Source organism: Pseudoalteromonas sp. NSLLW218, from assembly GCF_015864775.1.
GTDB lineage: Bacteria > Pseudomonadota > Gammaproteobacteria > Enterobacterales > Alteromonadaceae > Pseudoalteromonas.
Genome location: NZ_JADYWO010000002.1, coordinates 269318 through 282835, shown reverse-complemented (window position 1 = coordinate 282835; position 13518 = coordinate 269318). Strand labels below are relative to the sequence as shown.

Here is a 13518-nt window from a genome sequence, read left to right as displayed (position 1 = left end):
GTAATTGCGAATATTTACGATACAAAGCATGCTATAAACTAGTCTTGAAAGCCGTTTTTTGGTATAACTCACCCATTAGAAATACATGTCAGACCACCTTAAGAGAACATACTATGCCTTACGCACATATCACTGGTTGGGGTAAATGCATTCCACCAGCAAGCATTAGCAACGATGAAATTAGTGAAATAGTTGATACCACCGACGAGTGGATAACCACGCGTACAGGCATTAAATCTCGCCGAGTGAGCCATGTAAGTACCGCCGAGCTGGCAACCGTTGCTGCTAAGCATGCTATTGCGTGCGCGGGCGTTGATCCTAAAGATATTGATTTAGTAATATTAGCCACTTGTACACCTTCTACTGTTGTGGCAAATACCGCCTCACAAGTGCAAAAAAATATTGGTGCAACTGGCGCTGCCGCAATGGATACAAACGCGGCATGTTCGGGCTTTTTATATGCATTGCAAGCTGCTACAGCACAAATTCAAGCGGGTATGATCAAAAAAGCAGTGGTCATTGCCGCTGAGCGTATGACCTGGTACGTAAACTGGGCACGCCGTGACAGCGCTGTATTATTTGGCGATGGTGCAGGTGCTGTCGTACTTGAAGCAGCAGATACACCAGCGGGTCTACTTGGTACTAAAACCGGTTGTGACAGTGAAGACCGCGATATTTTACACATCACTAACTTTGGTAGCGATTTAAATAAATATGAGCCAATTGGTCCATCTGATTTATTATTTGAAGGTCGTGAAATTTTCAAACGTGCTGTTAAAGGCATGAGCGAAGCGTGCGACGACGTACTTAAACAAGCCGATTTGAGCCTTGATGACATTAATGTACTCGTTCCACACCAAGCTAACTTACGTATTATTCAGGCTATTCAACATCGTTTAAAAGTACCTGACGAAAAAGTAATGGTTAACATTGGTGAGTATGGTAATACCTCTGCTGCCACTATTGCTATTGCGTTATGTGAAGCCGTTGAGCAAGGGTTAATTAAACCGCATTCAAATATTATGTCTGCTGCATTTGGTGCAGGCTTAACATGGGCTGCAAGTTACATAAAATGGGGCGAGCGCGTAACGCCTATTAGTTTAAGCGATGCCGCGTTACCGCCATGTGATAAAACTGGTTTAGAGCTTGTAGCACCAGCCGTTAAAGCATGTAAAGAAGCGCAGCAAAGCTAAAAAAAGATGTAATAATCCACATTTAAAACGCACTTATTTAAGTGCGTTTTTGCTTTTTAAGGAATTAAATTTGAAACTTTTAGGTATTCATCACGCTGCCATTATTTGCAGTGACTATGCACGTTCTAAACACTTTTATAGCAACGTACTTAAACTTAACGTTATTAATGAGCACTTTAGAGCCGATCGTAACTCTTATAAATTAGATTTAGCCATGCCTGATGGCAGTCAAATAGAGTTATTTTCGTTTTATGGCGCACCTACGAGACCAAGCTATCCCGAAGCACAAGGCTTAAGACATTTAGCTTTTAAGGTAGCTGATATACAGATTTCAAAAACGTATTTAGAGTCGTGTAATGTAGACGTTGAGGATATTAGAGTGGATGAAATAACCGGCAAAAAGTTTACCTTTTTTGCCGATCCAGATAATTTACCACTTGAACTATACGAGGTTTAACCCCGTATAGTCATATAAGATTAGTTAAAACGGTTTTGTAAGTAAGTAAACACCGCGCGAATACCTAACGCTTCACCACCTGTTGGACGACCTGGTAATGCACGTAAGTTCCATGCCATTACATCAAAGTGCACCCATGGTGTTGTTGGTTCAACAAATTCTTTTAAGTAAAGCGCTGCGGTAATAGCACCACCAAACGGTGTGCTTGCACAGTTTGCCATATCGGCTACATCACTTTTTAGTAAGTTTTTGTATTGTTCAAACAACGGAAGCTGCCAAACAGGATCATGTACGATTAAACCTGCATCAATAATACCATTTGCTACATCGCGCTGCGTTGAGAAAAAGCCCGGAAGCTCCGTGCCCAGTGCAACACGACATGCGCCCGTGAGAGTAGCAAAATCAATAATTAGCTCAGGGTTGTCGTTTTGTGCTTCGCTTAATGCATCACACAATACTAATCGCCCTTCCGCGTCGGTATTATCAATTTCGACCATAATGCCTTTGCGCGTTTTAATTACATCGCCTGGGCGAAATGCATTTCGCGATACTGCATTTTCAACAGCGGGTACAAGCACTCGTAATCTAATTGGTAAGTTAGCTGCCATAATAAGCTGCGCTAGTGCAATTACATGCGCCGCGCCGCCCATGTCTTTTTTCATGTTACGCATGCCAGAGCTTGGTTTTAAATCAAGTCCACCAGAGTCAAAACATACGCCCTTACCTACTAGCGTAATTAATGGAGCATCTGTTGCACCCCATTTTAAATCGAGTAAACGCGGTTTATTTTCGCTTGCACGACCCACCATATGAATAGTCGGGTAGTTTTGCTCTAGTAACTCATCGCCAATCCACTGTGAAAATTCGCCATTGTAAGTTGCAGCTAAATCTTCCATTACTTGCGATAAATGTTGCGGCATCATATCTACCGCTGGAGTATTAACTAAATCACGTGCAAGTGTAATGGCATCAGCTTGTTGGCTAATACGGTCAAACAACGCTTTATCGCTAATGGCTAATTGTGCTTTTGCCGTTGGTTTTTCTTTATATTCACTAAATTCGTAACCACCAAGCACAAACCCTAAAGCAACTTGCTCTACAAAAGCGCTCTCGTCTTGAATTTGATAAGTACCAGTAGGAAGTGTATTTGCTAAATTACCCGCAGCCCAAAAGCCATCGCTACTTTGCATTAAACAAAGTACCTGGCTTAACTCGCCAGTTTTAGCATCAGGGATTAAAGCAACACCTTGCTTTTCAAAACCTGTATTAGTTAACCAATTTTGTATAAATGCAGGCTGCTGTGCTTGCCAGTCAGATAATTCGTTTTTAAGAATAAAAGATAAAGGAATACCAGAAGATGTATGACGTAGTAATGCACTCATTAAAAAGCTCATATAATATAAAAATGGTACTTAAGAGCATATCAATAAGCGCACCTAAAAGGTATCGCTAATTTGAAGGGATTTTAGTTACTTTTTTAAGCTGTTTTTGGATTCTTGCTTTTGATTTTCTTGATCTATTTTAGCATCAAGTTCTTTAATAGATTTGTTTATATTAAACGAGCTTGGCAGTACATCAACTCCCACTAAACTCCCTAATTTAACAACTAAAGGAATTGTAAGCGGGGCAAAAGGTAATACAGCAAACACACCGAGCCCTAGCCCTTTTAGAATATCAACAAACTGTTCATTAGCGCGCTTTAACTCCTCTTTACTTGTTTGGCCTTGGGTATAGCGCCTATAAATAGAGAGCATTTCTTTGGTTTCTTGTTTTTCTTGGGCAAGTGCGATTTTAAGCGCCACCATAGCACGACGAAAACGCAGCTGTTGGCGTTTCTTACTAATTTTAACTACCCGCCAAGGCGCACGGTGAATAACTTTATATAATCGCATAGCTTTTATTTTCACACAGCGGCGCAGGTTCACAAAGAATAATTTACTTGCTACGGCCTTTCACTTACTCTTATTGCACCAAATTAGTATTAAATACATACAATAATGCAAAATTTATCAAGTCAAATACCGCAAAAGCCTGAAAAACCAAAATCTGATGAATGCTGTGGCGGCGGTAGTTGCTGCCCCTGTGTGTGGGATGAATATAAAGAAAAATTAGTGGCTTGGCGCTGCATACAAAACATTAAAAAACACAAGGAAGAAACAAATAAATAACATTTTAATATTTCCAACGCATTAAAATTCCTCTTAACAACCCTATTTGCACTTATTTAGTTCATTTTCACTTCACTTTGCACCACTGTTGCATTTTTTATTAAATTGAACCTTTTTGTTATCAAACGGTTAATTAACAATTGCTCTCCTCGTTTTTTACCTATAGTCTGTAGATAGGACTTCACAAAAAGTAAGCTTAATTGATTAGGCTTTTGAGGTAAGACCTCAAACTTATGTGAAACAAAAATTAAGTAAAAAATAAATGATGTGAAATTAGCATCAAAAATAAGAATTATTCTAACTGGGGAAAATTAGAATGAAATTAAAAAATAATGCGCTAAACCAAGCAATCAAATTTGCTTTAGCTACAACCACTGCAGGGTTGTTTTTTTCAGGTACTGCTGTTGCAGCAGACGAGCAACAACAAACTAAAGTAAACAAAAACGTAGAGAAAATTGCCGTAGTAGGTACGCGTTCAGCTCCACGTTCAATCGGTGATTCACCGGTGCCAATCGATATCATTGGTGGCGAAGAGCTTGAAAAGTCGGGCAACACTGACATGCTTGAACTTTTAAAAGGTGCCGTGCCATCTTTTAACGTACATCAAAACCCTATTAGCGATGCAGCCTCTCTTGTTCGCCCAGCTAACTTACGTGGTTTACCATCAGACAGCACATTAGTTCTTTTAAACGGCAAACGTCGTCATCGTGCTTCTGTAATTGCGTTTTTAGGCGGTGGTATTAATGATGGTGCCCAAGGTGCAGATATTTCAGTAATTCCAAGCATTGCTATTAAACAAGTAGAAGTACTTCGTGATGGCGCAGCCGCACAGTATGGTTCTGATGCAATTGCCGGTGTAATGAACTTCCAGTTAAAAGACGCTTCAGAAGGCGGTAAATTAGAAATTCGCCATGGTCAATTTTATGAAGGCGATGGGGATACAACACAAGTGTCGGGTAACGTGGGTTTACCTTTTACCGACAATGGCTTTGCTAATTTAAGTTTTCAATACAAAACAGCAGATGCAACAAGCCGCTCAGTTCAGCGTGCCGATGCTGCAGCTCTTTCAGCTGCCGGTGTTCCTGATGTATCTTCGCTAGCACAAGTATGGGGCGCACCAGAAGTTGATGACGATATTACAATTTTTGGTAACGTGGGTTTAGAGCTCACTAACGATTCTGAATTTTACATGTTTGGTAACTACTCTGAACGTGATGTACGTGGTGGCTTTTACTACCGTAACCCACAAACGCGTTCTGGTGTTTATTCAAATGATGGTGGCGAAACTCTGCTTGTTGCAGATTTAACACCTGATATGAGCGCTAACTGTCCTACTATTGCAATAACAGATGGCAACGTACTAGATGATCCAGCTTACATAAATGGTGTAGCGAACAACCCAGATTGTTTTGCATTTAACGAATCGCTTCCAGGTGGTTTTACACCTAACTTTGGCGGCAACATTACTGATACTTCTTTAACTATCGGTACTAAAGGGCGATTCACTGGTGGTTTCTTAAAAGATACTTACTATGACTTAAGCGGTACTGTGGGCTTAAATGAATCACGTTACTTTATTTACGATACAGTTAATGCCTCTTTAGGTGCAGATACACCACGTGATTTCAGCCCAGGTAAATATGAGCAACTAGAGAAAAACTTTAACTTTGATTTATCAAAGGGTGTCGACTTTGGTTTAGCTTATGATGTAAATATTGCCGGTGGTTTTGAATGGCACGAAGAAACATTCACTATCATTTCTGGTGATGAAGCATCTTACACTGCAGGCCCTTTAACAGAACAAGGTTTTGGTATTGGCTCTAACGGCTTCCCTGGTTTTAAACCATCACAAGCAGGTGAGTTTTCTCGTCGTAACTATGCAGCATACGTTGATGTTGAAGCACCGTTTACTGAAGATTTCCTAATGGGCGTGGCGCTTCGCTTTGAAGACTACGACAGCTTTGGTACTACAACTAACTACAAAGTAATGGCTCAATACCATTTAACTGAAGATTTAAATATTCGTGGCTCTGTAAGTAGCGGTTTCCGTGCACCTACAGTTGGTCAAGCTAACGTAAGTAACGTACAAACAAGCTTAGATAGCGGCGTATTACAAGATTCAGCGCTTCTTCCACCAACAAACCCAATTGCAGTGCAATTAGGTGGTACAGAGCTTGAGCCGGAAGAATCGCAAAGCTATACGCTTGGTGCTGTATACACAATCGGCGAGTTATTTTTAACGCTTGATTACTACAATATTCAAGTAGATGACCGTATTAGCCAATCAGATAAAATCAACTTAAGCCAAGCAGATAAAGATACACTTACAGCGGCTGGAGTTCCTAATGTACAAGGTCTTGCTCAAGTAAGCTTTTTTACAAATGACTTTGATACAACAACACAAGGTATCGATTTAGTTGCCAACTATACAGCTGAACTAATGGGCGGTAGCTCTACATTTAGCCTTGCTTATAACTGGAATGATACTGAAGTAACTCAATTTAGTGAGATTACAGGTGCGTTTAAGGTTAAGCGCTTAGAAGAAGACTTACCTAATCATCGTGCAACGTTCACATTATCTCAGCAGTGGGAATCAGTTTCTGCATTTGCTCGTGCAAACTACTACGGCGAATACCAAGGTGTTCACGTTGATTATGATGCAACAGCTAAAACAGCAGATGCTGCCGTCACTATTGATGCTGAAGTTACTTACTTCTTAAATGAATCAGTTAGCTTCTCTGTAGGCGCTCAAAACTTGTTTGACCAAGATGCTGAAAAACTTGATTTTGCAGATGCAACGGGGATTCCTAATAACAACTGGGGTGGTCAATACTATGAAACATCTCCGTTTGGTATTAACGGTGGCTTTTACTACGCGAAAGCAACATATACTTTCTAAACTATTTTCATGAAGAACCAAAGGCGAAATGTTAAAGACATTTCGCCTTTTTAATTTTATAGTTAATAAAAATAATAATGAACAATACCAATTGCATTGAATAAGTGTTCTATTATAGCGCTCAGAAAATAGCGTAATAACAAGGCGAAAATTATGATATATAGTTGCTCTATATGAATAATTTTTAACGCAGTGAGTACGCTATTTAATGCGATAGAATGATTGTTTTTTTAATAAAATTGGTATAACTATGCTACTTAATAAAGCTAACCAACTACTGCAACAAAATAAACTCAAAGAAGCTGAGTTTCATTTTAAAACGCTATTAAATAGTAATCCTGAAAATGGTGAAGCTTTATTTGGCTTAGGCAGAATTGCCTTACGACTAGAACGCTATGACTCTGCTGTATACTTACTCCAAAAAGCATGTGAGCGAATGCCTCATATGCTTGAACCATTACATGCACTAGCAGATGCGTTCAACGGTGTTAATTCGCCAAACGATGCGTTAACTGTTCTCGAATATGCAAAAAAGTTAGCGAGTCATAACCCAGAACCCCACTACTACTTAGCCCAACACTACTTAACATATGGCGAATTAGATAAAGCCCATACAACGTTTGCCCAAGCTCTCAGTATTGGCACCTACCCAGTAACAGCCTATATTTTATTTGAACTTGTACAGTTAGGCCGCTTTAATAAAGAGCATAATTATGTAAGTAATTTACACCACTTATTAACTCAAACGAGCAATTTACGTTTAAAAATGGTGTGTTACTACGCTTTAGCAAACAGTTACGATGCACTTGAAGATACCGAGCAAGCATTTAATTACTTTATATTGGCGAATAAATTACAAAAAAAATTAAGTGAATTTAACACTAAAGATTTAATCCCTTTTTACGATGAAATAATAAAACACAACACCGAGGAATTTATTGCCTCTGCCGATGAAAAGTTTACAGGTAATATTACGCCTGTTTTTATCATTGGCATGCCTCGTAGTGGCTCTACCCTCCTGGAGCAAATGTTGGCAAGCCATAGTCAGTTTTCGAGCCTCGGAGAGAGTACAAGTATTAGTAATAACGCAGTTGCTTTTATTGAACAAAAAACGGGAGTTGCTTACCCGCAATGTTTAGCGCATTTAACGCCTGACCTAATAAAAAAAGCCCGCGAACTGTATATCACAACTTTAAAAACAGCATCGCCCATCAGACCTTTTATAATAAATAAACTGCCTAGTAATTATCAATCGCTAGGACTTATATATAGGCTGTTTCCTAATGCTAAATTTATAAACTTAAGTCGTGATTTTAATGCCACCGCATTTTCTATCTTCACTAATTACTTTGCTGAAAACGAGCCTTATTTTTGCTCACTATCTGAGTTTAAGCTTTATCATAAGTTGTATGAAAAAATGATGAGGCATTGGCACTCCTTTAAAGATATGCCAATTTATGATGTCAGTTACGAAGATTTAGTGAGTAACCCAAAAGAGCAGCTAACGCAGTTACTTGGTTTTTTAAACTGTCATTTTGAAGAGCGCTGCTTAGCGTTTTATAAACAAAAAACACCGGTAACCACGTTGAGTAAACATGCTATTCGCCAACCTATTAATAACGCCGCAATCGCTAAGTGGGAGCGTTACAAAACACCGCTTTTAAAGTTACTTGATGAGAATTAATTAGGGCCTGTTTATCTTTCGAGGTTAAATTTGCAGTAGGCTGTTTGGTATTTAGGCAAGGCAGAGCCTATGTAGTGTGGTTGTTCCCCATAAATAGGCGATAACGCAGCATAAAGACCAAACATCCACTGCCCTTCGGGTTCTTTCTAGGGACGATTAACTCTTTGTTGCCTACATGGACGTAGGTAAGGGGCGTGAGCAGGACGCGGAAGCTTTGCTCGGTTTTTACTTATTCTTACATGGATGTAAGCCAGTAGAATAACGCAGGAGCAGTTATCGAGCCCACTAGGTTACAAACTTCGGGCCGCGATTAAATCGCCCCTAGATTGAACAAATTTTAATCCTGAAAGGTTAACAGGCCCTTACGGACGTGCTTTAAACCAATTAAGTAAATCTTTAAATTGATCATCACGCGCACTTGGGTGGGTAAGCATATTAATATGATCGTAATCAAAATTATGCCCGTGTTTACGACCGTAAATTCGCATTTTTTGAATGCCAGGCCCAGATTCGTCCATAAATTTTTGAATATCGATTGGTTGAGCTAGTGCTTTGTCTTTTACCGCAGCAATATGAAGCGTTGGCGGTAAATGCAGGCTGTTTAGCGCTTTTGCATAATCAAAATTATCATCAGAATCTATCCATGGCTTCTTTTTAGCCCATTGCATACTTTGATAATGCGACTTTTGAGTTTCGTTATCGCTTCCCCACTTATAGCCCTTAGCATTTAAATAACCATGTTTTTTAGCAAGTAAAGGCGCCATAAAATACCAAATTAAATTGGCTTGTAATAGTTTTTGAGGATGATTATTAAATAAAGAACGCTTAGAGCCAAAATACACACACGCTTTTACATCATTAATATATTGAGGGAAACGTGCAAACGCGCTGTTCATTAATACTCCGCCCCAAGAGTGAGCAACCCAGTAGTCAGGCTTCTTGCCTTCAATCGACTCTATTTGCTTAATAAACGCTGGAATATCTTCTAAAATGGCTTCAGTTTGCCCGTACTTAGCGTCACTTGAAATAACCGGTTTACTACCACCTCGGCCACGTAAATCGGCCACATAACACCTATATCCATGCTCAGCCAAAAAAGGGGCAAGTCCTTTATTTGAATGGGTATAAAAAATTTTACCGTTTTCTACAGCTCCATGCATAAAAAATACGACAGGCCCTTGCTGATTTTCATCGCTAATACGGCGTAAATGAAGTGTTTGTTGATCAGCTAAATTAATAATTATTGATTGCTGAGAAATCGCCACAGTTATTCCTTTTTATTATTTTCAACTCATCCTACCAGCAATATTAAATATACCAAAGGAAATGTCTGCACTTTACTCATCAGCATTTGTTACAATCACTACATCATATCTGTTGTTAAAATGAAGCCATGAAAGAAAATAAAGCACGTTCAAAATTACACCCTCGTAACCTACATAAAAATGGGTACGACTTCGATTTATTAACAACAGAGCACCCTGCTCTACTGCCGTTTGTTATAACAACACCTGCAGGGACTAAAAGCATTGATTTTAGTGATAACAAAGCCGTTAAAACACTCAATCAAGCTCTTTTAAAAGCACATTATAATATTGATTTTTGGGATATTCCCGAGCACAACTTATGTCCACCTATACCTGGGCGTGTTGACTACATTCATTACTTAGCCGACTTATTAAGTGATGATAATCAACAACAAATACCTTTAGGTAAGCAAATTAAAGTACTTGATATTGGTACTGGCGCTAATTTAGTTTACCCGCTTACTGGTACAAGTGAATATAAGTGGCATTTTACAGGGACTGATATTGATGCAACCTCAGTAAAAATAGCAAAGCAAATTGCTCAGTTTAATGGTTTAAAAATAACCCTAAAACAACAAAAAAACGCATCACATATTTTTAAAAGCGTTATAAATCAAAAAGATTTATTCCATTTAACACTTTGTAATCCTCCGTTTCATGCCAGTGAAGAAGAAGCGACTAAAGGCAGTGAACGTAAATGGAAAAACTTAGGCAAAACACCAAGTAACGCGCTTAACTTTGGTGGTCATAATAATGAATTATGGTGCGAAGGCGGTGAAGTACAGTTTATCTCTAATATGATTAAAGAAAGCGAAGACTTTGCAGAGCAAGTACTGTGGTTTACGTCGTTAGTATCCAAAAAAGATAATATTGCAGCCCTTGAAGAAGTATTAAAAGCCCAACCGATAGCACAATATAAAATAGTTGATATGGCACAAGGTCAAAAAATTAGCCGCTTTATTGCATGGAGCTACTTTGATAAAGAAACCCGCGAGCAAATTTGTAGCGAGCTTGATTAATACTAATTTTATTAAAAACAATAAAAAGGATAAGGCAATCATGATAGATTTTCGCTCTGATACAGTTACAAAACCAACAAAAGAAATGCGCGATATTATGTACAGCGCACCGGTTGGTGATGATGTATATGGTGATGATGAAAGCGTTAACCAACTAGAAGCTTATGCGTGTAAGCGTTTTAACTTTGAAGCCGCACTTTATTGTAGCTCAGGTACACAAGCCAACTTACTTGCAATAATGGCGCATTGTGAGCGAGGTGACGAATACATTTGTGGTCAAAATGCGCATAACTATAAGTTTGAGGGCGGCGGCGCAGCTGTTTTAGGGTCTGTGCAACCACAGCCTATCGAAAACGATGCTGATGGCAGTATACCTTTTAGTAAAATAGCGGCGGCTATAAAACCAGACGATTGCCATTTTGCAAAAACGCGATTGCTTAGTTTAGAAAATACCATTGGCGGAAAGGTGCTGCCTCTTGAGTACTTAGCCCAAGCTCGTGACTTTGTTAACACACATAATTTAGCGCTGCACTTAGACGGCGCACGAGCATTTAATGCCGCAGTTGAGCTAAATGTTGATATCACTGAAATTACAAAACACTTTGATTCAGTTTCTATTTGTTTATCTAAAGGCTTGGGAGCGCCCGTAGGCTCTTTATTATTAGGCTCACCAGCACTTATTAATAAAGCAAGACGATGGAGAAAAGTACTTGGTGGCGGTATGCGCCAAGCCGGAATGCTTGCAGCCGCTGGGCAGTTTGCACTTGAGCACAATATAGAGCGCTTAAAAGACGATCATGCAAATGCACGTTATTTGGCTCAACAATTAAGTGAAATCAGTGGCTTTACTGTCGATATGAGTAACACCACTAATATGGTTTACGCAACATACACTAACAGTATAAACATTGAAGAGATTGCTGAGGCACTTAAACAACAAGGTATATTATTTAGCCCAAGCAAGCAGCTTAGGCTAGTAACGCATTTAGATATTACGCGCGAAGATATTGATACATTTTTAAATGCTTTGTCGGCCCATATTTAACGCGGCTTTATAATGTTTGCGGCATACCGAAACATATCGGTCATTGCCGCCAATTTCTACTTGATTACCATCGGCTATTGCTTCACCATTTTCATCGGTACGAAGTACATGGTTAGCTTTACGCCCGCAGTGGCATACAGTTTTGAGCTCAACTAACTTATCAGCCCACGCAAGTAAGTATTGCGACCCTATAAATAGCTCGCCTCTAAAGTCATTACGCAGGCCATAACACAATACCGGTATACCAAGCTCATCAACCACATCGGTTAATTGCATTACTTGTTCTTTTGATAAAAATTGACACTCGTCAACTAATACACAATGGCGCTTTTTATCATTGTTGAGTGATTGAATAAGATCAAAAACATCTTTGCTAGCATCAAATACATGCGCATCAGCTTGCAAGCCAATACGAGACGATACTTTACCCACGCCTTGTCTATCATCAATGGCCGCAGTAAGGATGACAGGTTCCATGCCACGTTCTTTATAGTTAAATGCAGATTGTAATAACGTGGTTGATTTACCTGCGTTCATTGCAGAGTAGTAAAAGTATAATTGAGCCATTGCGGTGCCATTTTATAAAAAGTGCGCTTATGCTACCTTAATATTAAATTAATACAAATTTACAAACGCGAATTTTATTTTTGTCAGGGCCTGTGACCTTTCAGGATTGTAATTTGTTCTATCTAGGGGGGATTTAATCGCGGCGCGAGATTTGTAACCTAGTGAGCTAAATAAAAACCGAGCAACAAAGAGTAAATCCCTACTAGGACAAACCCAGGGGCAGCGCGTGTTTGGCATTTATAATGCGTTATCGTTTATTTATGGGGACTAACCACACTACATAGGCTCCGCCTAGCCTAAAAACCAAATACGCTGCTGCAAATTTAACCTCGAAAGATAAACAGGCCCTTTTATTTAAGTGTTTGTAAGTATTTAATATACACAGGTGCACTTTCAAATTTTGATAACCATTGCCACATTTCCAAGCTTAGAGTGCTATTTTCTTCGTAGAATTTTTTTGAAAAAATAAGGTAACCATGGCTGGTTTCGTACGGTGGGTAAATAGGTTTAACATTTTTACTTTTATAAGGGTAACTCGACACTTTTAAGCCATCTACTTGGCATAGATCGACACTCGCCTGCACCACGCCCTTATCTAGCAACTCAAAAGCTTTGCTTTTAGAGAACGTATTATGAATAAAAAATGGTTCTTCTTTTAACGCGCTATTTAGCCCATAGCCATTAGGAATAGCTATCGTAAATGCTTTATTTTGAAATACTTCGCGAGTCTCCCATTCTTTATGAAATTTATAACGCCCTATAAGGCAGCTACCAAATTCACTTACTGCATACTCTTCTTGTAACTTACCTTGTTCATCAACAGGGTAAACAGCAACATTTTCTCGTCCTGTGCGGTAACTTGCAATAACAGCATTCACTCGATTAAATTCTAAATCGTTTAAGCATCTACGCCATGGCTTTCGAACAAATTTAATCTCAACACCATCAATCGCTTTATCTAATAAGCTTAAAACCTCCACTGAGGCCTCAGGTTGATCAATAGGTATAGCCTTATCAACACCTAAAAATAGTGGTGCTGCGTTTTTATCTTCATAACAAAAAAGTAATTCTTTGGCCGTAACGCCATCGCAAAACACAATACACTTCAAAACAAAAATATAAAGTAACGTTCTAATTTTCATAGTGATTTTTATTTATAAACTAAATCTACAGTGTAGT

At 39.0% G+C, this 13518-nt stretch carries 12 protein-coding genes; 7 read left to right on the top strand and 5 right to left on the bottom strand.

The features are described from left to right. The first annotated feature begins 113 nt into the window (after positions 1–113). Together I6E80_RS03995 and I6E80_RS03990 are read left to right on the top strand one after the other, a co-directional pair. Positions 114–1193: a ketoacyl-ACP synthase III gene (locus I6E80_RS03995; RefSeq protein ID WP_197184860.1), complete on the top strand. Its 1080-nt coding sequence runs from the start codon at positions 114–116 to the stop codon at positions 1191–1193. A 70-nt stretch (positions 1194–1263) separates the two neighbouring features. Next, positions 1264–1650, top strand: a complete 387-nt coding sequence (locus I6E80_RS03990; RefSeq protein WP_024600538.1) for a VOC family protein — start codon at positions 1264–1266, stop codon at positions 1648–1650. 20 nt (positions 1651–1670) lie between these two features. Here the strand turns inward: I6E80_RS03990 and I6E80_RS03985 are convergent, their stop codons facing one another. Beyond that, positions 1671–3032 carry a M17 family metallopeptidase gene (locus I6E80_RS03985; RefSeq protein WP_197184859.1) on the bottom strand — a complete coding sequence of 454 codons (1362 nt, stop codon included), beginning with the start codon at positions 3030–3032 and terminating at the stop codon, positions 1671–1673. An 87-nt stretch (positions 3033–3119) separates the two neighbouring features. Then, positions 3120–3542, bottom strand: coding sequence for a hypothetical protein (locus I6E80_RS03980; protein WP_024600540.1), 423 nt, complete (start codon positions 3540–3542; stop codon positions 3120–3122). 105 nt (positions 3543–3647) lie between these two features. Between I6E80_RS03980 and I6E80_RS03975 the strand changes: the two genes are divergently transcribed. The 3 genes from I6E80_RS03975 (at position 3648) to I6E80_RS03965 (ending at position 8401) form a co-directional block, all read left to right on the top strand. Further along, positions 3648–3818, top strand: coding sequence for an oxidoreductase-like domain-containing protein (locus I6E80_RS03975; RefSeq protein ID WP_076925739.1), 171 nt, complete (start codon positions 3648–3650; stop codon positions 3816–3818). A gap of 316 nt (positions 3819–4134) precedes the next feature. Continuing rightward, positions 4135–6717, top strand: a complete 2583-nt coding sequence (locus tag I6E80_RS03970) for a TonB-dependent siderophore receptor (protein ID WP_076925741.1) — start codon at positions 4135–4137, stop codon at positions 6715–6717. A 250-nt stretch (positions 6718–6967) separates the two neighbouring features. After that, positions 6968–8401: a sulfotransferase gene (locus tag I6E80_RS03965; RefSeq protein ID WP_197184858.1), complete on the top strand. Its 1434-nt coding sequence runs from the start codon at positions 6968–6970 to the stop codon at positions 8399–8401. Between the two features lie 362 nt (positions 8402–8763). Here I6E80_RS03965 and I6E80_RS03960 read toward each other — a convergent pair whose 3' ends face one another. Next, a complete protein-coding gene (locus tag I6E80_RS03960) occupies positions 8764–9666 on the bottom strand; it encodes an alpha/beta fold hydrolase (protein WP_024600543.1) in 903 nt (300 codons plus the stop codon). Between the two features lie 128 nt (positions 9667–9794). On the opposite strand from I6E80_RS03960, the gene rlmF reads away from it, so the two are divergent. Together rlmF and ltaE are read left to right on the top strand one after the other, a co-directional pair. Beyond that, positions 9795–10727 carry a 23S rRNA (adenine(1618)-N(6))-methyltransferase RlmF gene (gene rlmF, locus I6E80_RS03955; protein WP_197184857.1) on the top strand — a complete coding sequence of 311 codons (933 nt, stop codon included), beginning with the start codon at positions 9795–9797 and terminating at the stop codon, positions 10725–10727. A gap of 40 nt (positions 10728–10767) precedes the next feature. Then, positions 10768–11772: a low-specificity L-threonine aldolase gene (gene ltaE / locus I6E80_RS03950; RefSeq protein ID WP_197184856.1), complete on the top strand. Its 1005-nt coding sequence runs from the start codon at positions 10768–10770 to the stop codon at positions 11770–11772. Here ltaE and I6E80_RS03945 read toward each other — a convergent pair. Together I6E80_RS03945 and I6E80_RS03940 are read right to left on the bottom strand one after the other, a co-directional pair. Continuing rightward, complete coding sequence (locus I6E80_RS03945; protein ID WP_007582344.1) at positions 11746–12339, bottom strand: thymidine kinase; 594 nt, start codon at positions 12337–12339, stop codon at positions 11746–11748. The genes ltaE and I6E80_RS03945 overlap by 27 nt on opposite strands. A gap of 350 nt (positions 12340–12689) precedes the next feature. Beyond that, the gene (locus I6E80_RS03940) at positions 12690–13481 is read right to left on the bottom strand and encodes an amino acid ABC transporter substrate-binding protein (protein ID WP_165735889.1); all 792 of its coding nucleotides are present in this window, start codon (positions 13479–13481) and stop codon (positions 12690–12692) included. Positions 13482–13518 lie beyond the last annotated feature (37 nt).

Coding starts and splice junctions, on each gene's coding strand:
- I6E80_RS03995 (WP_197184860.1), top strand. CDS start 114: ATGCCTTACGCACATATCACTGGTTGGGGTAAATGCATTCCACCAGCA.
- I6E80_RS03985 (WP_197184859.1), bottom strand. CDS start 3,032: ATGAGTGCATTACTACGTCATACATCTTCTGGTATTCCTTTATCTTTT.
- I6E80_RS03980 (WP_024600540.1), bottom strand. CDS start 3,542: ATGCGATTATATAAAGTTATTCACCGTGCGCCTTGGCGGGTAGTTAAA.
- I6E80_RS03975 (WP_076925739.1), top strand. CDS start 3,648: ATGCAAAATTTATCAAGTCAAATACCGCAAAAGCCTGAAAAACCAAAA.
- I6E80_RS03970 (WP_076925741.1), top strand. CDS start 4,135: ATGAAATTAAAAAATAATGCGCTAAACCAAGCAATCAAATTTGCTTTA.
- I6E80_RS03965 (WP_197184858.1), top strand. CDS start 6,968: ATGCTACTTAATAAAGCTAACCAACTACTGCAACAAAATAAACTCAAA.
- rlmF (WP_197184857.1), top strand. CDS start 9,795: ATGAAAGAAAATAAAGCACGTTCAAAATTACACCCTCGTAACCTACAT.
- ltaE (WP_197184856.1), top strand. CDS start 10,768: ATGATAGATTTTCGCTCTGATACAGTTACAAAACCAACAAAAGAAATG.
- I6E80_RS03945 (WP_007582344.1), bottom strand. CDS start 12,339: ATGGCTCAATTATACTTTTACTACTCTGCAATGAACGCAGGTAAATCA.
- I6E80_RS03940 (WP_165735889.1), bottom strand. CDS start 13,481: ATGAAAATTAGAACGTTACTTTATATTTTTGTTTTGAAGTGTATTGTG.